The organism is Pantoea sp. SORGH_AS_0659, assembly GCF_031453915.1.
Taxonomy (GTDB): domain Bacteria; phylum Pseudomonadota; class Gammaproteobacteria; order Enterobacterales; family Enterobacteriaceae; genus Pantoea; species Pantoea leporis.
The window spans coordinates 648,926-672,425 of sequence record NZ_JAVJAK010000001.1 but is presented as its reverse complement, the minus strand read 5'-3'; the positions used below and the strand labels follow the sequence as shown (position 1 = coordinate 672,425).

Below are 23,500 nucleotides of genomic sequence, written 5' to 3'. Positions count from 1 at the left end.
GGATAATAGTAGTAGGGATTACAGCTTTTGCTGGCTCTTGTGGTTGATATATCGCCAAAAAGAGAAAAAAACAGCGGAATTAGGAGGAGTCTGTAACAAACAAAACAGGGCCAGTGAAAATCACAGGCCCTGCTGGCAACGGCGATTAGTGCTCGCGCGTTTTGCGGAATCTCACGTCAGGATAGCGTTCCTGAGTGATGTTGAGGTTCACCATGGTTGGCGCGATATACGTGAGGTTATCACCTCCATCGAGCGCCAGGTTCACTTCATTTTTACGCTGGAAATCGTCGAATTTCTTCGCATCATCACACTCAACCCAGCGAGCGGTTGAGACGTTGATGGCTTCGTAGATCGCTTCAACGTTGTATTCGCTTTTCAGGCGCGCGACCACCACTTCGAACTGCAGCACACCGACCGCGCCCACAATCAGATCGTTATTGTGCACCGGACGGAACACCTGCACCGCGCCCTCTTCCGACAGCTGAACCAGCCCTTTCAGCAGCTGTTTCTGCTTCAGCGGATCGCGCAGACGGATACGGCGGAACAGCTCTGGCGCGAAGTTCGGAATGCCGGTGAACTTCATGTTTTCACCCTGCGTAAAGGTGTCGCCAATCTGAATGGTGCCGTGGTTGTGCAGACCAATGATGTCGCCCGGATAGGCTTCTTCTACGTGCGAACGGTCGCCGGCCATAAAGGTCAGTGCATCGGAAATCACCACATCTTTACCGGTTCGCACCTGACGCAGCTTCATGCCTTTTTCGTACTTGCCGGATACCACACGCATAAAGGCGACGCGGTCGCGGTGCTTCGGGTCCATGTTTGCCTGGATCTTAAACACGAAGCCGCTGAATTTCTCTTCCTTTGCTTCCACCAAACGCGCGTCGGTGTTGCGCGGCATTGGACGCGGCGCCCAGCTAACCAGGCCATCCAGCATATGATCAACGCCGAAGTTACCCAGCGCGGTGCCGAAGAACACCGGCGTGATTTCGCCACTCAGGAACAGCTCCTGATCGAACTCGTGCGAAGCGCCCTGCACCAGCTCCAGCTCATCGCGCAGCTGCTGTGCCAGATCTTCGCCTACTGCGGCATCCAGTTCTGGATTCGCCAGCCCCTTAACAATGCGCACTTCCTGAATAGTGTGGCCTTTACCGGTTTGATACAGGTAAGTTTCGTCGTTGTAGAGGTGATAAACCCCTTTGAACAACTTGCCGCAGCCAATCGGCCAGGTAATTGGTGCGCAGGCGATCTTCAGCTCACTCTCCACTTCATCCAGCAGCTCCATGGGATCGCGGATGTCACGGTCGAGTTTGTTCATAAAGGTGATGATTGGCGTATCGCGCAGGCGCGTCACTTCCATCAGCTTGCGGGTACGATCTTCAACACCTTTCGCGGCGTCGATCACCATCAAACAGCAGTCAACCGCCGTCAGCGTACGGTAAGTATCTTCAGAGAAGTCTTCGTGTCCTGGCGTATCCAGCAGGTTCACGAGGCTGTCGCGATACGGGAACTGCATCACCGAGGTGGTGATGGAGATACCACGTTGTTTCTCCATCTCCATCCAGTCCGATTTCGCATGCTGGTTGGAGCCGCGGCCTTTGACGGTACCGGCGGTTTGAATCGCCTGTCCGAACAGCAGCACTTTTTCGGTGATTGTGGTTTTACCGGCGTCCGGATGCGAGATGATCGCAAAGGTACGGCGGCGCGCCACTTCTTCTAAAAAGGAGGCATTAGACATTGAGTGAATTCTTCTTCAAGGGCAACACGCGGACAGCGCGCTGCGAATAAATCGTTTCGGGGTTATTCCGCAGGATAACGCGGCCAATGGCGACGCAGTGGCGTCGGTTCACAGCAAGAGGTGTGCGATCTACATTGGCGGCAGTCCTGAATCCCGTCAGCATTGAGGCGGCATAGCATACAATATTTCGCAGAAAGGGGGAATCGGAGCCCTTAATAGCCCTCACCCTAACCCTCTAATCACCCCAACACCCGCACCACGGCCGCCTTGAAGATCTTCACCCCAATCTCCAGCGAGCTCAGCTCAAAGCGCATCTCAGGATGATGTAAACCCGGCACCAGATTGGTTCCCAATCCCCAGAAACCGGCTTTCACCTGCGGGTTTTTCACCGGGTAATAGAAGAAATCTTCGCTGCCCGGCGTGGTTTTGGTATCCAGCAAACCGGCTTCGCCCAGCACGTCGACAATCGCCGCGCGAATCACCGCCGTGGCTTCTTCATGAATTTCTGCCGCCGGCATCTCTTTTAGCACCACCACGTCCGCCGTGGCACCCAGCGCCGCCACGCTGTGCTGAATCGCCAGCGTGACTTTCTCTTTCAGCACCGCCATTGGCGCGTTTTCCTGCGAACGCAGATCCCACACCACGCGCGCCTCATCCGGCACCGAGTTGGTCACGCCCGCATCGCACAGAAAGCGTGTAGCTTTCACGCTCCAGGTCAAACCCGGCGGCAGATGGATGGCGTTGACGGCCTGCACAGCTTGCACCGCCGCATCCAGCGCGTTGACGCCCAAATGCGGACGCGCCGCATGCGCCGGTGCACCTTTGATGGTGGCTTCCAGCGTGCTGCAGGCAGAGTAAATCACCGCTGGCGTCGCCTGTCCCACATGACACTCTTCCAGCGGACGCACGTGGAAGCCGAGAATCATCTCCACATCCTCCAGCGCGCCGCCCTCAATCATCGCCAGCGCACCCGCACCGAGCTCTTCCGCCGGCTGGAATAGTAGCTTGAGCCGCCCTTTCTTGATCGCGCCCTCTTTCATCAGCTCTTGCGCTGCCGTCAGCACCACCGACGAATGGCCATCGTGGCCGCAGGTGTGACGCGCACAGGCTACGCCATCAATGATGTGGCCGAGCGCATCCATATCCGCACGCAGCGCCAGCACCGGACCGGGCACGCCGCTGTCGATTTCCGCCACCATGCCGGTGGTGTTATTGATGCCGCGCGTCACCTTAATTCCGGCGCTCTCCAGCTGATCGGCAATATAAGCAGAGGTCTTGAATTCCTGAAAACCCAGTTCGGGAATTTCATGCAGAAAATGGTAATGCTCTAAGACGTTCGACACCGCTAAGCTCCTGACAAGTAAAGGCAAGCCTCAGCATCGCCCGATGCGCAGCTATAATCAATCCAGCGTGAATGAAAATTAGTCAAAAGTGAGAACTCCTCGCATTCAACATGTGGAATAATTCCATTTACAATCAATAAGATAAATTCAACCTTTTTGCGAAAAACCCTTCACAAAAAAGTATAGATTGATGCATAATTCGCCGTACTTCACCTGACAAATTAAAAAGGACTCAGCCATGTTAACTGCTGAAATGACCTCGCGTTTAAACGACCAACTGAACCTCGAATTCTTCTCTGCCAACCTCTATCTGCAGATGAGTGCCTGGTGCAGCGATAAAGGCTATGAAGGTGCCGCTTCATTCCTGAAAATGCATTCTCGCGAAGAGATGCAGCACATGCAGAAGCTGTTCGATTACGTCAGCGATGCCGGCGCTTTGCCGGTGCTGGGCAGCATTGCGGCTCCAGCGATTAGCTGGACTTCACTGAACGACGTGCTGGAAGAAGCGCTGAAGCATGAGCAGCTGATTACCAAAAAAATCAACGAGCTGGTGCACACCGCCTTAACCACCCAGGATTACTCAACGTTCAACTTCCTGCAGTGGTACGTTGCCGAGCAGCATGAAGAAGAGAAGCTGTTCAAAACCGTGCTGGATAAACTGGCGATGGTCGGCAACAAAGGCGAAGGCCTGTTCCTGGTGGACAAAGATCTCGGCCACATGTCCGTCGACGGCCACGGCGCATAATAATAAAGATTACACACAGCAAAAATTGAGAACGCCCGACATGTCGGGCGTTTTTTTATGCCTATTCCAACTCTTTCAACCGCAACTCCGACGGCTGCGGACGGCCAAAGAAATAGCCCTGGAATAGCGTACACCCCTCTTCGCGCAGCTTCGCAAACTGCTCGCCGTTCTCCACGCCTTCAGCGGTAATTTGAATATCGAGGCTGCGGCTCATGCCGGTAATGGCGCGGATAATCGCCAGCGCCTCGCGGCTGTCGCCCATATCGTTGATAAACGACTTATCGATTTTGATTTTGTCGAACGGGAATGAACGCAGATAACTGAGCGATGAGTAGCCGGTGCCGAAATCATCCAGCGCAATCTGCACGCCAAGCGTTTTCAAACTCTGCAAGGTGCGGATATTACCGAGCGTGTCGTCCAGCAGCACTGATTCGGTGATCTCCACTTCCAGCCGATGCGGCGCCAGCCCGGATTCCCGCAGCGCACCTTCCACCACCGACACCAGCGAGCTGTTTTTAAACTGCAGCGGCGACAGGTTCACCGACACCGATTGTTCGGTGTTCCAGCTCTGCGCTTCGCGGCAGGCTTCATACAGCGCATAGGCGCCGAGCATGTGAATCAAACCGGTCTCTTCAGCGATCGGGATGAAATCGTTCGGCATGATCAGCCCTTTGATCGGGTGATGCCAGCGCATCAGCGCTTCATAGCCGATGATGCCCTGCTCGTTGGTAATCGGCTGATAGTAAAGCTTAAGCTGACGACCAGAAATCGCATCACGCAGATCGTTCTCAATCACGCGACGGCTGCGCGCCTGATTGTCCATCTCAATGGTGAAGTGTTCGAAGCGATTGCGGCCATTACGTTTGGCTTCGTACAGCGCCATATCGGCGCAGCGCAGCATATGCTCCGGCGTGTTGGTGGCCTGCGAGGTGAGCGCGATGCCAACGCTCAAGCCCACCGACAGATTATGCCCTTCAACGTTGATCGGCGGACGAATCGCCTCGATCAGCCGCTGCGCCACCACCGCCGCTTCATCGGCAGCACGAACATTGGGTAACACAATGGCAAACTCATCGCCGCCAATGCGCGCCAGCGTATCGTGATCGCGCAGCGCGCTGCGCAGGCGTTTTGCGACCACGCGCAGCAGGTCATCACCAATCTGGTGGCCGAGTGCATCGTTGACGTTTTTGAAGTTATCAAGATCGAGACACAGCGTGGCGCTGACCTGGTGGTTCTGACTGTCGACGCGCAGCGCTTCACTCAGCTTCTGGCGGAACAGCACGCGGTTCGGCAGGCTGGTGAGATTGTCGTGATGTGCCATGTGACGAATGCGCGCATCGGCTTCACGCTGGTCGGTCACATCCTCAACAATCAGCATCACGTAGTTCTGACGCATATCTTTGCCGCTAATGGTGGTGGCGCGCGTATGCAGAATGCGCTCGCCGCCCGCCGTCAGCAGCAGCTGTTCGCGCGAGTGAATGCCTTCGCTGCGCAGCGCCACATCCGCCAGGCTGTTGAAGTAATCCCCCAGCTCCGCCGACATACATTCGTGCGGGCGCTTATGCATGATCAGCGCTTTATTAATGCCAAACAGCTGCTCGGCTTTGTCATTCACCATCAGGATTTCACGGCTGATGGCGTCTTCAACAATCACGCACGAGGGAATATTGCTGATGATGGTGTCGAGAAAACCCGACAGCTCCGACATTTTCGCGCTCTGCGACTGGGCCAGATCCCGTGCGCGCAGCAGCTGCTGCTCGTTCTCACGCCGTTCGGTGATATCGCGGGTAATTTTGGCGAAACCGATCAGTTTGCCGCTTTCATCATGAATCGCTTCGATAACAACGTGGGCCCAAAATGCCGAGCCATCTTTGCGGTAGCGCCAGCCTTCATCTTCAAAACGCCCGGTTTTCAACGCAATGCCGAGGTTAGCTTCGGGCGCATTGGCATGACGTTCCGCTGAACTGTAAAACACCGAGAAGTGCTGACCGACAATCTCGTCAGCCAGATAACCTTTAGCGCGCTGTGCACCGTTGTTCCAGTTCACCACGCGGCCCTGCACATCCAGCATATAGATGGCGTAATCGCGCACGCCTTCCACCAGCAGACGGAAGTTCTTCTCCTGCTCGTGTTGTTTACGCAGCAGCGCCTGTTGTTCGGTGCAGTCGCGGGTGATTTTGGCGTAGCCAATCAGCTTGCCGGCATCATCACGAATCGCGTCAATGATGACATGTGCCCAAAATGCGCTGCCATCTTTGCGGTACCGGTAGCCTTCGTCTTCGAAACGACCGGTTTTGAAGGCGGTGGTGAGATTTTTTTCCGGGATATGGTTTTTACGATCCTGGGCGCTGTAGAAGCGTGAGAAGTGCTGTCCAACAATCTCTTCGGCAACGTAGCCTTTCGCGCGCTGTGCGCCTACGTTCCAGTTTTCCACGTTGCCGTCCAAGTCGAGCATATAGATGGCGTAATCACTGACGCCTTCCACCAGCATGCGAAAGCGCTGTTCCTGCTCGCGCTGTTTACGCTGCTGCTCTTGCTGCTCGGTACAGTCGCGGGTGATTTTGGCAAAACCCAGCAGCTCACCAAACTCATCGCGGATGGCGTCGATCACCACATGCGCCCAAAACGCGCTGCCATCTTTACGGTAACGCCAGCCTTCGGTTTCAAAGCGCCCGGTTGCTGTTGCGGTCGCCAGTCCGCGCTGCGGCGCGCCGTTTTTACGATCGTCTTCGCTGTAGAACAGCGCAAAATTCTTCCCTACGATTTCATCGGGCGTGTAACCTTTGGCGCGCTGCGCGCCGCTATTCCAGTTCGCCACCGTGCCATCGGGTTTGAGCATGTAAATGGCGTAATCCACCACGCTCTGTACCAAAAGTCGGTACATGACGTCAGAGTTATTATTCATTGTTATTCGCCTATTGCTGGGCTGGTATCGTCGAAACTTAAGAAAATTCTTAATTATCAAGCAGACTTAAGCGCAAATACGCAGCGCTGACAAGCGCTATTCATCCGCAGACAAATGTTGGTAGGTAAGTTATCGGCAGTGGCGAGAAAATGTTCAGTAGGATACTTCACAAATCATCATACGTTGACGGCAGGCTGGCGTTACGCTTGCCACGGTAAAATGCCGTGCGGCAAGCGTCGCGTCAGGCGTGTGGCAACCGCCATTAATAAGCAAACCACCACAATCATCAGGCAGCCCACCGCCGCCGCCAGCGACGCGGATCCGCCTTCATCAAGGAATACGATGGTCGGTCCGATGGTTTGCGTTTGCGAGGTGACCAGCAGCACCGAAACCTGGATTTCATTCAGCGCGGTGAGAAACACCAGCACGCTGCCCGCCAGCGCCGACGGTGCCGCCAGTGGCAATAAGATGTCGCGCATGCGGCGCAGAAAACCGGCGCCGCACAAACGTGCCGCTTCATCTAATGCCGGTTCCAACTGGGCGAATCCGGCCAGCGTTGGGCGCAGCACCAGCGCGAGGAAGTTCGCCAGATAGGCGGCAAGGATGATCCACACCGTGCCATACAGCGAGACATTAACGATCGGCAGCGGACGCAGGAAAAACAGCATCGCCGCCACGCCGGTGACAATGCCCGGCAGCGCATAGGTCAGTTCACTCGCCAGCCACAATCCGCGCACTAATTGAGTTCGCCGCCAGCTGAGGAAATAGGCGAGAAACAGCGCGCAAACCGTTAAAATCAGCGCCGCCAGCGTGGTCAATCCGAGGCTGGTGAGAAACGCCTGTCGCACCGCCGGATAACCCCACAACGCGGCGCGGAAGTTCTCCAGCGTCAGCGTTTGCCAGCTCAGCGCCTGGCCAAAACCGCTGGTGAGCGCGGTGATCAACAGCGCGCTGAGCGGCAACAGCAAGGTCAGCGCCATCCACAGCCAGGCGACGCCCTCAACCGCCATACGCCCGCGCCCCAGCGATTGCTGCCACAGGCGCGGTGCACCGTTGACGCGCACATCATGGCGTCCGCCCAACCAGGCGCTGGCCGCCATGCCCGCCAGCGTAATTACCGCAATCAATAACGCATACACCGCGGTGTTTGGCAGCGCGCTCGGACCAATGCCATTCAACTGCTGATACACCAGCGTGATCAGCGTTGGCACGCGCGCCGGAATCCCCAGCATCGCCTGAATACCGAAGTTGCCCGCCGCCGCAACGAAGGTCAGCGCGGCACCGGCAAAAATTGCCGGGCGCGCCAGCGGCAGCACAATGGTGAACAGGATGCGCGCGCGTGACGCACCGCTGGCCTGCGCCGCTTCCACCAAATCGGCGGGCAAGCGGCGCAAACCGGCGCGCACGGTGAGGAACACCAACGGCGCATTGTGCGTGCCGAGCAGCAGCACAATGCCGGTTAAGGAGTAGAGCGGCTGCTCGCCGGGCGCAAACCACGGCAACTCCAGCGTGGCGAACAGCAGCGCCAGCGGACTGCCCGGAGCCAGCGCCTGCAGCCAGGCCAGCGCCGTCACCTGCGGCGGAATCATCAGCGGCAGGATAAACGCAAACACCCACGCGGTTTTGGCGCGCAGATCGCTAAGCGCCACCAGCCACGCAGCGGCGGTGCCGAGCACCACGGAAATCAGAGTAGAACTGAGCGCGATGAGCAACGTATTGCCGCTGGCGATCAACACGCGATCGCTCGCCAGCAGGCGCGTTAAGCGTGCGATATCCGGCACGCCGCTGGGCGCAATGGCGGTCCACACCAGCCGCATCAGCGGCGCCACCGACAGCAAACCAATCAGCAGCACCAGCAGCGCCAGAATCAGCCGTTCGCTGTTAACGCGCGGCGCTTTGCGCGTCACATTGCGCCATTCGTTGCTCAACACGCTCATGCTTAGCCACCAAACAGCGCGCTGAACCGATCGCGCACTGCCGCATCTTCTTTGATCGCTTTCGCCACGTCCGGCGACAGCAGCTTGATTTTATTGATCGGCGTGAAACCTTCCGGTGCTGAGACGCGATCATCCACCGGACGGTTGCCCTGCTCGACCACCAGCTTCTGGCCTGGCTCGGAAAGCATAAAGTTAACGAAGGCTTTGGCGGCCGGCAGGTTGTGCGCGGTTTTCATGATGGCAACCGGTTCGGTGACATATGACACGCCCTCTTTGGGATAGACCAGATCCACCGGTGAACCCTTTTTCTTCGCCAGAATAACGTCGGCGTCGGTGATGATGCCGTATTTATCCAGCCCGCTGGCGACCGCCTTCAGCGCCGGACCGTTGCCGCCCTGGGGCGCGATGCCGATGGCCGCCAACTTTTTGTAGAAGCTCCAGCCAATCGATGGCGTGTTGATATCGGTGTGCAGCTTGTAGAGCGCCGCGCCGGAGTAAAGCGGGCTTGGTACCGCAATCTGCCCTTTGTTGGCTTCCACCGCCAGCGCGTTCCAGCTATCAATCGGCTGCGCATACTGGGTGTTGTAGGCAATTACCGTGGCGATGATTTTGGTGCCGAAGAAGGTTTTGTCTTTGTCGTAAAACGATGGATTGATGTGGCTAAGCGGCGCATCGCTGTAGCTGTAGAGATGGTTTTCGTTTTTCAGCGCGCCGAGGTTGATGGCGTCGGCAATCAGCAGCACATCCGGCTTGGCTTCGCCGCTCATCATTTCGGTGCGCAGCACGTTCATTAACTGCGTGGTGCCGTTGCGCGTCCACTCGACCTGCACATTGGGATAGGCGGCTTTAAACGCATCCATGGTTTGCTGGGCAATTTCGGGTGCCTGCGAGGTATAAACCACCAATTTCCCTGCTGGCGCCTCGTCGGCAAAGCTGGCGGCAGAGATCACGAATCCACTGGCTAACATCAACACGTTGAACATCGTACGCATAGCATTTCCCTGAAGGTTTAGAAGATTAAGAAGGAAGAATCCAGCCGTCACGCAGCGTCACACCCACAGTGGCGTCGACAACGGGTAAAGGCTGATCGGCCAGCAGCAGCGTGATGCTGCATTCGGGCGCGGCCAGCGGCGTCACGTTGAGCTGATAGTGGCCGCCGCGATAGATCACCCGCTGCACGCGCGCGGCAAACTGTGGTTCGCCCGGCGCGGCTAAGTGGAAATCGACTGCGTGAAAACTGGCTTGCGCCTGCGGCTGCGGACGCTGATGCGGCGCGCAGCGTAACGACACGCGCATACCGCACAGCGTGGCATAAGCGCGGCCCTCGCCGAGCGGTTCGATATCGCTGATCGGCAGCACTTTGCCGTCGTCAATAAAGCGCGCGACCATGGCGTTCGCCGGTTCGCGCCACAGCGTTTGCGGCGTGGCGAACTGCATCACACGGCCGGCATCCATCACCACGATGCGATCGGCCAGCGCCATCGCTTCATGCTGATCGTGGGTAATGTAGAGCAAGGTGGCGTGACTGTGATGATGGAAGCGGCGGAACTCCTCTTCCATGGTGGCGCGCAGGTGGACATCGAGGTTGGCGAGCGGCTCATCGAGCAGAACTAAGGTCGGTTGCGCCACTAAACAGCGCGCCAGCGCCACGCGCTGACGCTGACCGCCGGAGAGATCGGCGGGACGACGGGCGGCGAACGCTTCCAATCCCACCAGCTCCAGCGCCTGCTGCGTGCGGCGCTCGCGCTCGGCACGCGCGACGCCGTTCACTTTCAGACTGTAGGAAACATTTTCCGCCACCGTCATATGCGGCCATAGTGCATAGCTCTGGAACACCACGCCAAGCTGACGATCTTCCGGCGGCAGATGCACGCCCGGCGCAGCGAAGCAGCGTTCGCCCACGTGGATCTCTCCGGCATCGGCGGTTTCAAAACCGGCCAGCAGGCGCAGCAAGGTGGTTTTGCCACAGCCCGACGGGCCCAATACGGCGATAAATTCTCCCTGCGCAATCTGCAGTGAGATGTCTTGCAATACCGGCTGCGCCGCAAAGGATTTGCGCAGCCCGCGCAGTGTGATTGATGCCATGTTTCTGGCCTTTCGCTAACCGTCCGGCTAAGACCCTACGACACTGTGATGACGATTCCATGACATTGAAGCTGGTCGCCCTAAATGGCGTAATGCTTGTCTGATAAGCAGCGCGCTGACATCGCAGGGGTACCGCCCGCTAAGCATCCAGCAGTCTCAGAATGCCTGGCTTGGTTTTTCGAGAGTCTGCATTTATGCGCATCTGGTTGCCATGAATGGCAATCCCAGCGGATGGATAGCGATTTTGAGTTAAGGATACGCACCACTGCTGCAGCGCGGGTGTTGGGGCGACATCCTAACCCGCTGAACGAATGAGAGATTCCAGGGCGAGCCGCAGGGATGCGGCGAGAGGCGGCGCTGAGCAGGAGCGAATCGCCGCCGGTCCGTCAGGAATCGTAAATGAGTGAAGGCACCGCGAAGCGGCGGGTTGGGCTGGCGCAAGGCCCGGGAGTGCAGAGGGCGCGGCCAGGCGTCCTCTGCTCGGTCGCCGCACCGAAGTGCTGCAACTGCCCAGGTTCAAGGCGAACGAAAGCCGCTCCGTGCTTAACTAAGCGGCATGACGCGATTCACAGATGCATGCCGATATAGCGCTCATAACGTGCGGGCTTCACCCGCGTGAGATCCACCAGCACTAAGCCATCAATACAGTTATTGAAATCGGGATCGCTGCCGAAATCGATAAACTGCACGCCGCCCGGCTCGCACACCTCGGAATATTGCTTGTAGAGCGTGGGAATGGCGGTGCCGAGATTCGCCAGCAGATGTTTCAACCGGCGTAAATCTTCGCTGTAGTTATCGCCGGTGAACTGCGCCAGCACTTCCGGTAACGAGGCAGGATAAGGGCGGCGTGAAGTCGCCAGCGGCAGTTCGGTAGGGAAATAGAGACGATAGAACGCCACCAGCAGATCGCGCGCCGCCAGCGGCATGCCGCCCGAGATCGAGACCGGACCAAATAAGTAGCGGGTTTCGGGATATTTAGCGATGTAGGCACCAATGCCCATCCACAGATAATCGAGGCCGCGTTTGCCCCAATAGGCGGGCTGAATAAAACTGCGGCCCAGCTCCAGCCCCTGATTGATGATCGGCAACATGCGCTCGTCGTAGTGGAACAGGCTGTCGCTGTAGATGCCTTCCAGCCCACGACGCTCCAGCTGCTCGGCGCCCGGAATAAAGCGATAGGCGCCGACGATCTCCAGCGCATCGTCGTCCCACAGAATCAGGTGATAGTAATCGTCATCGTATTTATCGAGGTCGCGACGACGCCCGCTGCCCTCACCCACCGCGCGGAATGCCACTTCCCGTAAGCGCCCGAGCTCACGCAGCAGCGGCACCCAGCTGGCACCGTTGCGTCGCCACAGGTAGATCTGCTTGCCATCCGGCAGCGTGCCGAGTCGCTCGCTCTCCATCAACGCTTTTTTCAGTTCGGCGCGATCTTCCGGCCGCGCAATCGCCGCTTCGGTCTGAAACAAGCCGCGTCGTCCCTGACCAATGCGATACAGATGTTTGCGCAGCCGCTTCGCCAGCTCTTTGCCCGGCGTGTGGCCATCATGCCAGTTGGCAAACGGGATCTGTTCGCCGATGTGTAACTTAATGCGCGAACCGCGCTGACGAAACATTTCGCGTACCAGCATCAGTAACGCGAGCGGCGAGGCAATTTTTGCGGCGGCGTAAAATGCCAGGCTGTTGCGCCCCACCACGTGCACTGGCACGATGGGCGCGCGAGCGCGGGCCGCGAGGCGTAAGAAGCTGTGATGCCAGTGACGATCGCGCACGCCTCGGCTGGAAAGGCGCGACACTTCACCCGCTGGGAAGATAATCAGCACGCCCTGATTATCGAGATGCTGCTGCATGCGCGTTAGCTGTTCGCGGCTGGTACGGTTGCCCATGTTATCCACCGGCAACATCATGTTGTTGATCGGCTCCAGCATCATCAACATGCGGTTGGCGACAATTTTCACATCGCGTCGCACCTGCGAAACCGCCGCCAGCAATGCTAAACCATCCAGCGCACCGAGCGGATGGTTGGCAACAATCACCACCGGGCCACGCGTGGGAATCTGCTCCAAATCGCGCTCGCTCAGTTCACAGCGCACATCAAGATGCTCCAGTACCTGCTCCACCATATCCACGCCTTTCAGATGACGATAGCGGGCGGCAAACGCCTGGAATTCATGTTCGCGAACGGCCCATTTCAGGGCGCTTTTCTGCCAGTTTGCCGGTTGATGACCTGGCCAGTAGGTATCGAGAAGCTGATCAACGGAAAACATCATTCACCTTTTACACGCAGCGGTTTATCGCTTCGACGTTAAAACGGCTTGTTTTCAGATTTATGACTGCGGCGTCGTGAAAGCCTAAAAAGCAGCCACTTGCATTGTTCTTGCGCATAAAAAACAAAAACTGACCTTAAAACCCCAAATTCAAGACATGACTTAAAGCTTATTGTTAAGCAGCGTGAATTAATCTGGTCACACCAGTTAAATAGTTTGTTAAAGGGTGTTTTAACTTTGCGTTTATTTTTTATTTTTTCCTCTGGGCTACACATATGATTCATTCGGTATTTATTGTTGATGACCATCCGTTAATCTGTACGGGCATTCAGGCATTACTGCAGTCATATCACTACGCCATCGCTGGCACTGCTAATAAAAGCGATCTGTTAATTACCGAGCTGCATAGGACACGTCCGGACGTTTTGCTGCTCGATCTCACCATGCCTGGGCGCGCTGGCATTCCGTTGATTACGGACATTAAGCGCGCGTTGCCAGACCTCAAAATCATTGTTTATACCGCGTCAGAAAGCCTTTTTTATCAACGATGTTGCTTGCAATTAGGCGTGGAAGGCTATGTGTGTAAACGCGGCAATTTAGACACTCTCCTTACCGCAATAAAAGAGGTGGAATGTGGTAAGCGTTTTTATCCGGTAACGGAGGAAGCGGCCGAGGTAAACGAGTTAATTGAGAGTGAAAAATTGATGAGCCTGACGCGCCGGGAACTGATGGTGTTGGTGAAACTGGCGTCGGGAATGACAAATAAAGAGATCGCCTCACAATTGCAACTCAGTAGTAAAACCGTGAGTACCTATAAAATAAAAATCCTGCGTAAATTAGGTTTAAAAGGGATTAGTGGCATTAATATGACAGCAAAATTGAATGAGTTAGTGTGAAAAACCTGGTCGCCATGAATGGCGACCCCACTCAATTAGAGTTTTAACGGTGGCAGCTGCGAAAACACGCTCAACAATCCTTTGCTCCACAGCTGACGAATTTGTGAAAAATAGGGATGCTGTTCGGTAATGTGATATTGCTCGCTATCGCTGAAACTGTCGGTGCGATAGACCATCACATCCAGCGGTAATCCCACCGAAATATTACTCGCTAACGTGGAATCCATTGAAATCAACGCACACTGCATCGCCTGACTGAGCGGCGTTTCATAGCGCAGCACGCGGTCAATAATCGGTTTGCCGTACTTGCTCTCACCAATCTGGAAATAAGGCGTATCAACGCTGGCTTCGATGAAGTTGCCCTGCGGATAGATCTGGAACAGACGCGGCTCCTCGCCACGAATTTGTCCCCCCAGCAGCAGCGTGCCGCCAAACTCCTCGCCATCGCGCTTGATCACCTCGCGCAGCGTTTCACCCACCATCAGCGCAATGTCATACAGCGATCGTCCATTCAGCAAATTAGGTTGATCGTTATCGCCGTTATGCCGTCGCAGCAGGCTCAGCACGCTCTGCGTGGTAGCCAGATTGCCAGCGCTTTGCAGCACCAGCGTGCGTTCATCATCGACCTGAAACACATGCAGTTTACGGAATGAGGAAATATGATCGACGCCCGCATTGGTCCGCGAATCAGAGACAAAAATCATCCCTGACGATAAACGCATTGCCACACAATAAGTCATAGTTACGCCTGTTCTGATTACTGCTGCGCATGCACCTGAAGCACCGCAGCCACCGCCAGCATATCTTCACCGCCGCCGCCCAGCCGCATACCGCGCACCGGACAGGCATCGAGATAATCCACACCAACCGCCAGACGTAAATGCTGGCGCGTGCTGCGAGTATTATTGGTGATATCAAAGCTGTGCCAACTGCCATCCAGCCAGGCTTCAACCCAGGCGTGAGTGGCGACGTGCTCAACGTTTTCAGTATAGAGATAGCCGCTTACATAGCGCGCCGGAATTCCCAGAGTGCGACAGCAGGCGAGAAACACGTGGCTGTGATCCTGGCAAACGCCGCTGCCTGCGGCAAATACTTTCGCGGCGGTATCAGTTACCTGGGTGCTGCCGGGACGATACGGCATCTTCAGCAGCAATTCATCCATCAACTTTTCCAGGCTGGCGAGCGGCTTTTCCGGCCGCCAGTAGCGCTGGGCAAACTCGCGGATCTCGGGATTGGGCAGCGTCAGCGGCGTGGCGCGCAGAAACACCAGCGGCGACAACGCGCACTCCGGATCGGGTGCCCACTCGCCGGCATCAAGGATCTCCACCACACCGCGCGCGGCGATATCGAGTTGCTGATGCGGCGTATCCAGCGTTAGCACATGCATCACGTTGCCGTAAGCATCCTGCGTGCAGGTGGCTGCGCAGGGCAGCTCCAAATCCCACGAAATAATTTGCTGATGCACCGAATTTTGCGGCGTCAAACGCAGATACTGGGTGCTGAGTGTCACCTGCTGCTCGTAGGCGTAACGGGTTTTGTGCTCGATGTTCAGTCTCATTTCGCCTCCAGATAGGTGTGATTGATGCTGTCTGCCAGCGCGTTCAGGCGCGTCAGGAATGCATTGAGCCAGTGCGTTAACCCTTCCTGGGTCAGGCTTTCCCAGGTACTAAACCTGATTTCCGCCAGCAGCACGGTGATCAGATAACGCGGACGATCTTCGCCGCTGCTACCGATCTGCTCGAGCTGGGTAGCGATCTCATCAATACAGGAGTGCAGCGATCGCGGACTTTCACTGCGCAGGATCAGCATCTCATTCACCAGATCCGGTAACAGCTGCTGCTTAAAGATGGCGTTGTAGGCTTCACGCGCCGACACCGCGCGCAGCAAGGTGTCGAGGCGATAATATTCGCGTACCGAATCGGACTGTTGTTCCAGCAGTTGCTGATTGACGCTCAGCAAACGCGCGGTGCCGTCGCTGCGCTCCATCAGTGTGCCGATGCGGATAAAACTCATGGCATCACCGCGCAGCAAGGTGCCGAACATCGCGCCACGAAACAGGTGCGAGCGCTCTTTGACCCAATCGAAAAAGCTATCGGCGTTGGCGCTGGTAATACCGCGCCGCCGCGTATTGCGCATCTCAATCCACGTCGAGTTGATGCTCTCCCACACTTCCGACGACAAACTGCCGCGCACCGCATGCGCATTGTTCCACGCCTCCTGCCAGCAGCTGAAAATGCTGCACGGATTGCGATCGTCGAGGGCGAAAAAGTTGAACAGCTGCGGCATGGTGAAGCGGCCGTTGAGGGTTTCAAACAGTTCACGCGTGCCGGTGAGATTAAGCGGCAGCAGCAGATCGTCGCCCTGGTCACCGCGCACCGGCATTAACGACAAACGGTTGGTCACATCCAACACGCGAGCAAGTTGTTCTGCGCGCTCAAGATAGCGCGCCATCCAATAAAGGCCACTGGCCGTGCGGCTTAGCATGATGCGTCATCCTCCAGAACCCACGTGTCCTTGGTGCCACCGCCCTGCGACGAGTTCACCACCAGCGAACCTTCGTTCAGCGCCACGCGGGTTAAGCCGCCGGGCACCAGACGAATATCCGCGCCGCACAGCGCAAACGGGCGCAGATCAATGTGGCGCGGCGCGAGGCCGTTATCGATAAAGGTTGGACACGTGGAGAGCGATAGCGTGTCCTGCGCGATGTAGTTTTCCGGGCGCGCTTTGAGGCGATCGCGGAAATCACTCAGCTCCTGCTGGCTCGCCACCGGGCCAATCAACATGCCGTAACCGCCTGCGCCGTGCACCTCTTTCACCACCATTTTCGCCAGGTTGGCCAGCACGTAGGTAAGATCCTGCGGTTTGCGGCATTGCCAGGTGGGTACGTTATTGAGGATCGGATCCTCATCAAGATAGAAACGGATCATGTCCGGTACGTAGGGATAGATCGATTTGTCATCGGCGACGCCGGTGCCGATCGCGTTCGCCAGCACCACGTTGCCGGATCGATACACCGACAACAAGCCCGGCACGCCGAGCATCGAATCCGGGCGGAACGCCAGTGGATCGAGGAAAGCATCATCAACGCGACGATAGATCACATCGACTTTGCACGGCCCGGCGGTGGTACGCATCATCACCGCGCCATCTTTGACGAACAGATCGGCGCTCTCCACCAGCTCAACGCCCATCTGCTGCGCGAGGAAGCTGTGCTCGAAGTAGGCGCTGTTAAAGCGGCCCGGCGTCAGCACCACCACCACCGGATCGTTGACCGGCGAGCTTTCCCGCAGGGTTTGCAGCAGATGCGAAGGATAACGCTCTACCGGCGCGATGTGCTGCCCGGCGAACAGTTCCGGATAGAGGCGCATCATCATCTTGCGGTTCTCCAGCATATAGGAGACGCCAGACGGCGTGCGCAGATTGTCCTCGAGAACGTAATATTCGCCGTCGTTATTGCGCACCATGTCTACCCCAACAATGTGCGCGTAGATGTGGCGATGCAGATCGACGCCTTGCATACAGGGCTGATATTGATCGTTCACCAGCACCTGTTCAGCGGGCACGATGCCGGCTTTGAGGATCAGTTGCTGATGGTAGATGTCGTGCAGGAAGGCGTTGAGGGCTTGTACCCGCTGGCGAATGCCGCGATCGAGCATTGCCCACTCGCTGGCAGGAATGATGCGCGGCACGCTGTCGAAAGGAATTAAACGTTCCGCGCCGCCGTCATCACCGTAGACGTTGAAGGTGATGCCGACGCGATGAAACAGCAGTTCCGCTTCTTCACGTTTGCGCGCCACGGCCTCTTTGTCCGCCTGTTGTAACCATTCCCAGTATTGCTGGTAGTGAGCGCGGTGTTGGCCATCGCTCAGCCACATCTCATCATAGAATTGTGATGCTATCTGGTAGCTTTCTTTCATGATTTACCCGGCGCTTGTCAGAGGACCTCACTCTCTCCTGCACAAACTGTGCCAGAGGCTTGCCCCGGCAGGCACACGCGCCGCGTCAACGGAAATGGCTGTTTTGCACTTTACTGGTGCATTAGCTGCTGCGCGATTGGCAGCCAGATCTCCGTCATCGCGCCTTCGCCACCGGTAAAAGGATCGCGGGATGGCAGCGGCACCTGCTGGATCTTCTCCTTCGACGTACGTAAACGCGACGGCTCATCACGCACGGTTTCCGGGGACATGCCTTCAGGATAGGCGCCAACGGTGAAAAAATCCTCTGAGGCAAATACCTGTTTGTGGCCGACACCCGCCGGGATCAGTACCGCATCGCCTTCACGCAGCGTCACCATGCGACCGCTGTCGCCGCCGAACAGCACTTCCGCCCAGCCAGCCGCAACACCCAGCACTTCATGGGTGTTCGGATGGTAATGCGTATAAGGGAAGATCGGCGCACGCCATGCGGCGGGCCAGCCGTTGCGGGTAAAGGTTTTTTCAAACCAGGCGGCGCTGTCTTCCGTAGGGTTTTCATCGTCATACGGCACAATGCCGGGCCAGATGATCAGCGGCAGCGGGCTGTTGGGCACGCCACCCGACGGCAGCGACAACATCAGATGTTGCGGATTGCTGGAGGATCCAGCGGAAAAGGTGCCGGCGGCGAAAGACATCAGTAACAGCAGGCTGGAGTGGTTGGCAGTCATACTCTTTCTCCGGTTAATCACAATGCTTAATTGTGGCTTACCAAAGTGGCATTGCAATGTGCGCCCACCAACAAAATTCACAAAAAAGAATGATTTAGCTAACTAAAGCCAAATTTATTAGCAACATAATTAACATCTCGTGCGGGTGAATGAGGGTCGCCATAACTGGCGCGCATTTATGCGCACCTGGCCGCAAAGCGGCATGAATTTAATGCAAAAAAAACCGGTGGATTTCGCCACCGGCCGAATCAAAAAAAGCGATTCAAAGGCACTGACAGGTTATCGCAGGCGCTCAGCGATAGGTTTCACAACGTTCTCCCCTTCGCGGCCATAAAACTGGAACAGGGTTTCTGCAGCGGCATCGGTTAACACCAGAATTTCGATGCGGCGATTACGCGCACTCATGGGATCGTCAAGATCGCGCGGCATGCGTGACGCCATGGCATTAACCTGCAATACGCGCGCACTCTCCAGCCCGCCACGCTCCAGCGCGCGGCGTGCCGCCAGCGCACGATCGCCAGACAGATTCCAGTTGTTGTAGGCGGCGTTGCCGCTGTACTGCGCGGCATCGGTGTGGCCGCTGATCATGATTTTGTTGTCGATGCGGTTAAACACCGGGCCGAGCTCGGTAAGCAGTTTCTGGAAGAATGGCGTTAGTACCGCGCTACCGCGTGGGAACATCATGCGATCCTGATCGTCCTGAATCAGAATGCGCAGCCCTTGTGGCAAGGTTTCCAGCATCAGGTAATTTTGCGCGTTATAGCTGTTGATCATCCGTTGCAGCTGGTTGTGTAACAACACCAACTCCGCATCCGAGCGTGACAGCACGCTGTCTAAATCTTCCTGTGGCTTGCTGCCGGCGTTCAAACTGATGTCAGCCTTACCTGGGCTGACAGTCGCTGTTTGCGTCGGCGGGGAAATTGCCATGGTTTCGCCGATAATCGCCGATCCGCCGGAGTTCTCAACGTCAAAAGGATTGAAATTGGTGCCATCAAAAACCGACGTGCCGTTCAATTGCGCGACGATCTCTTTACGCTCCTCTTCACTCACCGCGCCCATGATCAACTTTGTGGTGGTCACCAAAGGTGCCGAACGTATATCTGAAGTCTCGGCGCGCTTTACGCTTGATGCGTTGCCAGGCAAACAGATGGCGATCGATGCCGATCTCAATGCCGGGTTAATCAATCAGGAACAGGCGCGCACGCGTCGCCAGGATGTGGCAAACGAAGCCGACTTCTACGGTGCAATGGATGGCGCGTCCAAATTCGTACGCGGCGACGCCATCGCCGGCATCATGATCCTGCTGATTAACGTGGTTGGCGGAATCTTGATTGGCGTGTTCAAGTACGGTTTACCGGCAGGACAAGCGTTCGAACAATATGTCCTGCTGACCATCGGTGATGGCTTAGTCGGACAAATTCCTTCACTGCTGCTCTCAACGGCGGCGGCGATTATCGTGACGCGCATCAGCGATGGTGCGGACATGGGCGATGACATCAAGTCTCAACTGCTGGCTAAGCCAGGTACGCTGTATACCGCTGCGGCCGTGATGTTTGTGCTGGCGGTGGTACCGGGCATGCCGCATCTGGTGTTCCTGGTATTTACCGGCCTGCTGCTGTTCGCTGCGTGGCGTCAAAGCCAGAAAATCAAAGCGCCGACGCAAGATCATCACGCTATGGAAGCGATCAACCAGGCGCTGACGCAGCCGGACGATCAGCCCGCCATCGGTTGGGACACTATCCCGATGGTTGAGCCGATCGGGCTGAATCTTGGCTACAAGCTGGTGACGCTGGTGGATAAAGGCAAAGGTGCACCGCTGACGCTGCGTATGCGTGGCGTGCGGCAAGTGGTGTCGGAAACCAGCGGCGTACTGCTGCCGGAGATTGCGCTGCGCGAAGATTTCCACCTCAAGCCGGCGCAGTACGCGATCAAGATCAATGGCGTGCGCACCGCCGTCGGCGAAGTGCACGCCGATCGTCTGATGGCGATCCCGACGCCGGAACAGTACGGCGAAATCGATGGCGTATTGGATACCGATCCGGCCTACGGCATGGCGGTGACGTGGATTCTGCCCGAGCAGAAAGCCAAAGCGCTGAACCTGGGTTATCAGGTGGTGGATTGCGCCAGCGTGGTGGCCACCCATGTGAATAAAGTGGTGCGCGAGAATCTGCCGGAGCTGTTTAACTACGATGACATTACCCAGCTGCATCAGCGTCTGGCGAATGTGGCGCCTAAGCTGTCGGAAGATGTGAATGCGGCGGTGAACTTCAGCTTGCAGCTGAAAGTGTATCGTCTGCTGCTGAACGATCAGGTGTCGCTGAAAGACATCACCACCATCGCGACGACGTTGCTGGAGAGCGCGGCGATCACCAAAGATCCGATCCTGCTGACTTCCGATGTACGCTATGCCCTGCGTCGCGCCATGGTGGCGGCGATTGCGCCGGACAACAAACCGCTGTCGGCTTATACGCTGGAAAACAGCCTGGAGAATCTGCTGCTGGCGGCGCTGAATCAGGCACAGCAAGCCGGTAAAGTGGCGCTGGATAGCTTCCCGGTTGATCCGAATATCCTGACGCAGCTGCAGAGCACGCTGCCGGTGATGGTGGAGCAGTTGAAAGCGCAGAACCTGACGCAGGTGCTGCTGGTAACACCGCAATTGCGCCCGCTGATTGCGCGCTACGCCCGTCTGTTTGCCAATGGGTTGAATGTGTTGTCGTACAACGAAGTGCCCGATGATGCGAATTTGCAGATTGTGGGTCAGGTTTCTTGATTTATTACTCTGCGGCTTGATGCCCTCACCCCGGCCCTTTCCCACAAGTAGAAAGGGTAGTTAGAACGGGCTCAATCGGTTCCCTCGCCCGCTTGCGGGAGAGGGTTAGGGTGAGGGAAACACCGGCCCCTCGCAACTGTTATAAAAAAACACAGCGAATCTGTCTCTAATTCGCTTCACTGTTATGTGCTTTACTGGCAGGCAGTGATAATTAGAGGTGAACAATGGACGCGATCAAACAAATCCTGCTCGACGAAATCGCCACGCTGAACCGCGAAGGACAGCGTGATAATTTGCCGCGCTTTAGCTTTTCCTTCCTCAAAACCCATCCGGGGCTCTGGGCCATTATGTATCTGTGCTACGCGCTGTGCGTGGCGCTGATCTTTTCAACCGACATGCTCGGCTGGCCAGCGTTCTGGTTTGCCACGGTGTTTGTGGTGGTGATGAGCGTGCTGATGCTGATGGATATCAACCCGAAATATCGCTTCGAAGATATCGACACGCTGGATTTGCGCGTTTGTTACAACGGCGAATGGTATTACGTGCAGCCGGTTTCTCAACAAGCGCTGGATAAGATTCTCGATAACCCCCACACGCCGGAGCGCGTACGCAGCGGCATTGATCGCCTGATGAAGCAGAAAGGTGAAGTGGATTTCTACGACGTTTACTATCTCACCTGGGGCCACCAGCAGGCGGCCCAGGTTTAACCGTTTAGCGTGCCAATCAGTTTTCCCAACGTCTCTACCGCCGCCTCGGCGCGTGCATCCCACGGCCAGGCGGTGTTGAAGCGGAAACAGTGGCTGAAGCCCTCGCTACTGGAAAACAGCTGGCCGGGCGCGATGCTGATACCCTGCTGCAAGGCCAAATGATACAGCTCAGTGGTATTGATCTGCGCCGGCAGCGCAACCCAGAGAAAATAACCGCCCGGCGTATCGCTGATGCTGGCCTCAGCAGGTAATACCCGGCGCAGCGCCTGTTGCGCCAAAAGCTTACGTTTAGCCAGCGTCTGCCTTAGCTTCTTTAAATGCGTGTCGTAGCTGCGCGTGCTGAGGAAATCGGCCAGTGCCAGCTGCATCGGTGCGCTGGTCGAGAGCGTGCTCATCAACTGAATACGCTGCACGCGCTGCGCATGACGTCCGGCAGCCACCCAACCGACACGAAATCCCGCCACCAGATTCTTCGAGAAACTTCCGCAGTGCAGCACGTTGCCATCGAGATCAAAAGCTTTAGCCGGCAGCGGTTTGTCATGGCCTTCATACAGATCGCCGTACACATCGTCTTCAATCATCGCCACGTTGTAGCGCGCCAGCAGTTCCACCAACTGCTGCTTGCGCTCGGCGCTCAGGGTGAAGCCGAGCGGATTTTGCCGGTTGGTCATCAGCCAGCAGGCTTTCACCGGCCAGCGCTGCAAGGCCTGCTCCAGCTCCTGCAAATCCATACCGTGTTCGACATCGCTGGCGATGGCAATCGCGTTCAGCTTCAGGCGTTCAATCGCCTGGAGCGCACCATAAAACGATGGGTTTTCGAGGATCACCCAATCACCGGGTTCGGTGACGGCTTGCAGGCTGAGGTTGAGCGCCTCCATTGCGCCATTGGTGATGACGATGTCATCCGGCGACAGCGTGATGCCCTGCTGTGCGTAGCGCTGGGCGAGAATTTTGCGCAACGCTTCATTGCCTGGCGGCAGATTGTTGAGCGCATCGGTGGGCTTTAAGTTGTGTGAGACTTTTACCAGCGAGCGCATCAGCTGGCGCTGCGGGAAGAGTTCGGGATCGGGAAAGGCTGAGCCAAACGGCATGATGGCGGGATTGCGCGTGGCTTGCAGCACGTCGAACACGAAGCTATTGGTATCCGCCTGATCGGTTTTGCCGATCTCATGCGTGGGCAGTCGCGGACGGCTTTCGGCGGCGCGCGGGGCCACGTAATAGCCGGATTGCGGCTTTGAGACGATCCAGCCCTGACTCTCCAGCACTTCATAGGCGTGCATCACCGTCATCAGGCTCAACCCGCTCTGCTCCGCCTGCTGACGTAGCGACGGCAGTTTTTCGCCCGGCGGCCAGATGCGCGCCTCGATTTGCGTGCGAAGCTGCTCGACCAACTGCTGATATTTCGCCACCCGAACTCCGATGTAGAGGATTTGGCGGCTAGTTTCCCTCACCCTAACCCTCTCCCGCA

At 56.8% G+C, this 23,500-nt stretch carries 17 protein-coding genes and 1 pseudogene; 4 read left to right on the top strand and 14 right to left on the bottom strand.

Annotated features, from left to right (window positions below):
- Window positions 1-145: 145 nt before the first annotated feature.
- Together prfC and Q3H59_RS03300 are read right to left on the bottom strand one after the other, a co-directional pair.
- Complete coding sequence (gene prfC / locus Q3H59_RS03305) at window positions 146-1,735, bottom strand: peptide chain release factor 3 (RefSeq protein ID WP_101761823.1); 1,590 nt, start codon at window positions 1,733-1,735, stop codon at window positions 146-148.
- Window positions 1,736-1,974: 239 nt separating this feature from the next.
- Complete coding sequence (locus Q3H59_RS03300) at window positions 1,975-3,078, bottom strand: amidohydrolase (RefSeq protein WP_210081135.1); 1,104 nt, start codon at window positions 3,076-3,078, stop codon at window positions 1,975-1,977.
- A 238-nt stretch (window positions 3,079-3,316) separates the two neighbouring features.
- Here Q3H59_RS03300 and ftnA point away from each other — a divergent pair, with 238 nt between their 5' ends.
- A complete protein-coding gene (gene ftnA, locus Q3H59_RS03295) occupies window positions 3,317-3,823 on the top strand; it encodes a non-heme ferritin (RefSeq protein WP_101761821.1) in 507 nt (168 codons plus the stop codon).
- A gap of 61 nt (window positions 3,824-3,884) precedes the next feature.
- Here ftnA and Q3H59_RS03290 read toward each other — a convergent pair whose 3' ends face one another.
- From Q3H59_RS03290 to Q3H59_RS03270, 5 genes are all read right to left on the bottom strand, one after another.
- A complete protein-coding gene (locus Q3H59_RS03290; protein WP_192412104.1) occupies window positions 3,885-6,728 on the bottom strand; it encodes a bifunctional diguanylate cyclase/phosphodiesterase in 2,844 nt (947 codons plus the stop codon).
- 200 nt (window positions 6,729-6,928) lie between these two features.
- Window positions 6,929-8,665: an iron ABC transporter permease gene (locus Q3H59_RS03285; RefSeq protein ID WP_210081132.1), complete on the bottom strand. Its 1,737-nt coding sequence runs from the start codon at window positions 8,663-8,665 to the stop codon at window positions 6,929-6,931.
- Window positions 8,666-8,667: 2 nt separating this feature from the next.
- On the bottom strand, window positions 8,668-9,648 hold the full coding sequence (locus Q3H59_RS03280) for an ABC transporter substrate-binding protein (RefSeq protein WP_405042184.1): 981 nt from the start codon (window positions 9,646-9,648) through the stop codon (window positions 8,668-8,670).
- 34 nt (window positions 9,649-9,682) lie between these two features.
- Complete coding sequence (locus tag Q3H59_RS03275; protein WP_309833156.1) at window positions 9,683-10,750, bottom strand: ABC transporter ATP-binding protein; 1,068 nt, start codon at window positions 10,748-10,750, stop codon at window positions 9,683-9,685.
- A 566-nt stretch (window positions 10,751-11,316) separates the two neighbouring features.
- Entirely contained in the window at window positions 11,317-13,017 is a 1,701-nt protein-coding gene (locus Q3H59_RS03270) for a lysophospholipid acyltransferase family protein (RefSeq protein ID WP_101761816.1), read from the bottom strand.
- Window positions 13,018-13,292: 275 nt separating this feature from the next.
- Here Q3H59_RS03270 and Q3H59_RS03265 point away from each other — a divergent pair, with 275 nt between their 5' ends.
- Window positions 13,293-13,913 (top strand): response regulator transcription factor, encoded by a 621-nt coding sequence (locus tag Q3H59_RS03265; protein WP_101761815.1) that lies wholly within the window; start codon window positions 13,293-13,295, stop codon window positions 13,911-13,913.
- A 35-nt stretch (window positions 13,914-13,948) separates the two neighbouring features.
- Here the strand turns inward: Q3H59_RS03265 and Q3H59_RS03260 are convergent, their stop codons facing one another.
- From Q3H59_RS03260 to Q3H59_RS03235, 6 genes are all read right to left on the bottom strand, one after another.
- Window positions 13,949-14,653, bottom strand: a complete 705-nt coding sequence (locus tag Q3H59_RS03260) for a proteasome-type protease (RefSeq protein ID WP_101761814.1) — start codon at window positions 14,651-14,653, stop codon at window positions 13,949-13,951.
- 17 nt (window positions 14,654-14,670) lie between these two features.
- Window positions 14,671-15,471: a transglutaminase family protein gene (locus tag Q3H59_RS03255; protein ID WP_101761813.1), complete on the bottom strand. Its 801-nt coding sequence runs from the start codon at window positions 15,469-15,471 to the stop codon at window positions 14,671-14,673.
- A complete protein-coding gene (locus tag Q3H59_RS03250; RefSeq protein ID WP_101761812.1) occupies window positions 15,468-16,397 on the bottom strand; it encodes an alpha-E domain-containing protein in 930 nt (309 codons plus the stop codon). The genes Q3H59_RS03255 and Q3H59_RS03250 overlap by 4 nt, the downstream gene beginning before the upstream one ends.
- Window positions 16,391-17,830, bottom strand: a complete 1,440-nt coding sequence (locus tag Q3H59_RS03245; protein WP_101761811.1) for a circularly permuted type 2 ATP-grasp protein — start codon at window positions 17,828-17,830, stop codon at window positions 16,391-16,393. The genes Q3H59_RS03250 and Q3H59_RS03245 overlap by 7 nt, the downstream gene beginning before the upstream one ends.
- A gap of 110 nt (window positions 17,831-17,940) precedes the next feature.
- Entirely contained in the window at window positions 17,941-18,555 is a 615-nt protein-coding gene (locus tag Q3H59_RS03240) for a cupin domain-containing protein (protein WP_110867284.1), read from the bottom strand.
- A gap of 279 nt (window positions 18,556-18,834) precedes the next feature.
- Entirely contained in the window at window positions 18,835-19,635 is an 801-nt protein-coding gene (locus tag Q3H59_RS03235; protein WP_309833148.1) for an OmpA family protein, read from the bottom strand.
- Between Q3H59_RS03235 and Q3H59_RS03230 the strand changes: the two are divergent.
- Both Q3H59_RS03230 and Q3H59_RS03225 read left to right on the top strand, forming a co-directional pair.
- Window positions 19,613-21,325, top strand: a pseudogene (locus Q3H59_RS03230) (flagellar biosynthesis protein FlhA); the annotation flags it as partial. The gene Q3H59_RS03235 and the pseudogene Q3H59_RS03230 sit on opposite strands and share 23 nt — an antisense overlap.
- A 224-nt stretch (window positions 21,326-21,549) precedes the next feature.
- Window positions 21,550-22,032, top strand: coding sequence for a YlaC family protein (locus Q3H59_RS03225; RefSeq protein WP_101761807.1), 483 nt, complete (start codon window positions 21,550-21,552; stop codon window positions 22,030-22,032).
- Here Q3H59_RS03225 and Q3H59_RS03220 read toward each other — a convergent pair.
- Window positions 22,029-23,441 carry a PLP-dependent aminotransferase family protein gene (locus tag Q3H59_RS03220; RefSeq protein WP_309836618.1) on the bottom strand — a complete coding sequence of 471 codons (1,413 nt, stop codon included), beginning with the start codon at window positions 23,439-23,441 and terminating at the stop codon, window positions 22,029-22,031. The genes Q3H59_RS03225 and Q3H59_RS03220 overlap by 4 nt on opposite strands.
- Between the last annotated feature and the right edge of the window lie 59 nt (window positions 23,442-23,500).

What these genes read in the sequence shown, in the direction of transcription:
- Q3H59_RS03290 (WP_192412104.1), bottom strand. Translation starts at nt 6,728, where the DNA reads ATGAATAATAACTCTGACGTCATGTACCGACTTTTGGTACAGAGCGTG.
- ftnA (WP_101761821.1), top strand. Translation starts at nt 3,317, where the DNA reads ATGTTAACTGCTGAAATGACCTCGCGTTTAAACGACCAACTGAACCTC.
- Q3H59_RS03255 (WP_101761813.1), bottom strand. Translation starts at nt 15,471, where the DNA reads ATGAGACTGAACATCGAGCACAAAACCCGTTACGCCTACGAGCAGCAG.
- Q3H59_RS03240 (WP_110867284.1), bottom strand. Translation starts at nt 18,555, where the DNA reads ATGACTGCCAACCACTCCAGCCTGCTGTTACTGATGTCTTTCGCCGCC.
- Q3H59_RS03275 (WP_309833156.1), bottom strand. Translation starts at nt 10,750, where the DNA reads ATGGCATCAATCACACTGCGCGGGCTGCGCAAATCCTTTGCGGCGCAG.
- Q3H59_RS03280 (WP_405042184.1), bottom strand. Translation starts at nt 9,648, where the DNA reads ATGTTCAACGTGTTGATGTTAGCCAGTGGATTCGTGATCTCTGCCGCC.
- Q3H59_RS03245 (WP_101761811.1), bottom strand. Translation starts at nt 17,830, where the DNA reads ATGAAAGAAAGCTACCAGATAGCATCACAATTCTATGATGAGATGTGG.
- Q3H59_RS03225 (WP_101761807.1), top strand. Translation starts at nt 21,550, where the DNA reads ATGGACGCGATCAAACAAATCCTGCTCGACGAAATCGCCACGCTGAAC.
- prfC (WP_101761823.1), bottom strand. Translation starts at nt 1,735, where the DNA reads ATGTCTAATGCCTCCTTTTTAGAAGAAGTGGCGCGCCGCCGTACCTTT.
- Q3H59_RS03260 (WP_101761814.1), bottom strand. Translation starts at nt 14,653, where the DNA reads ATGACTTATTGTGTGGCAATGCGTTTATCGTCAGGGATGATTTTTGTC.
- Q3H59_RS03265 (WP_101761815.1), top strand. Translation starts at nt 13,293, where the DNA reads ATGATTCATTCGGTATTTATTGTTGATGACCATCCGTTAATCTGTACG.
- Q3H59_RS03270 (WP_101761816.1), bottom strand. Translation starts at nt 13,017, where the DNA reads ATGTTTTCCGTTGATCAGCTTCTCGATACCTACTGGCCAGGTCATCAA.
- Q3H59_RS03285 (WP_210081132.1), bottom strand. Translation starts at nt 8,665, where the DNA reads ATGAGCGTGTTGAGCAACGAATGGCGCAATGTGACGCGCAAAGCGCCG.
- Q3H59_RS03250 (WP_101761812.1), bottom strand. Translation starts at nt 16,397, where the DNA reads ATGCTAAGCCGCACGGCCAGTGGCCTTTATTGGATGGCGCGCTATCTT.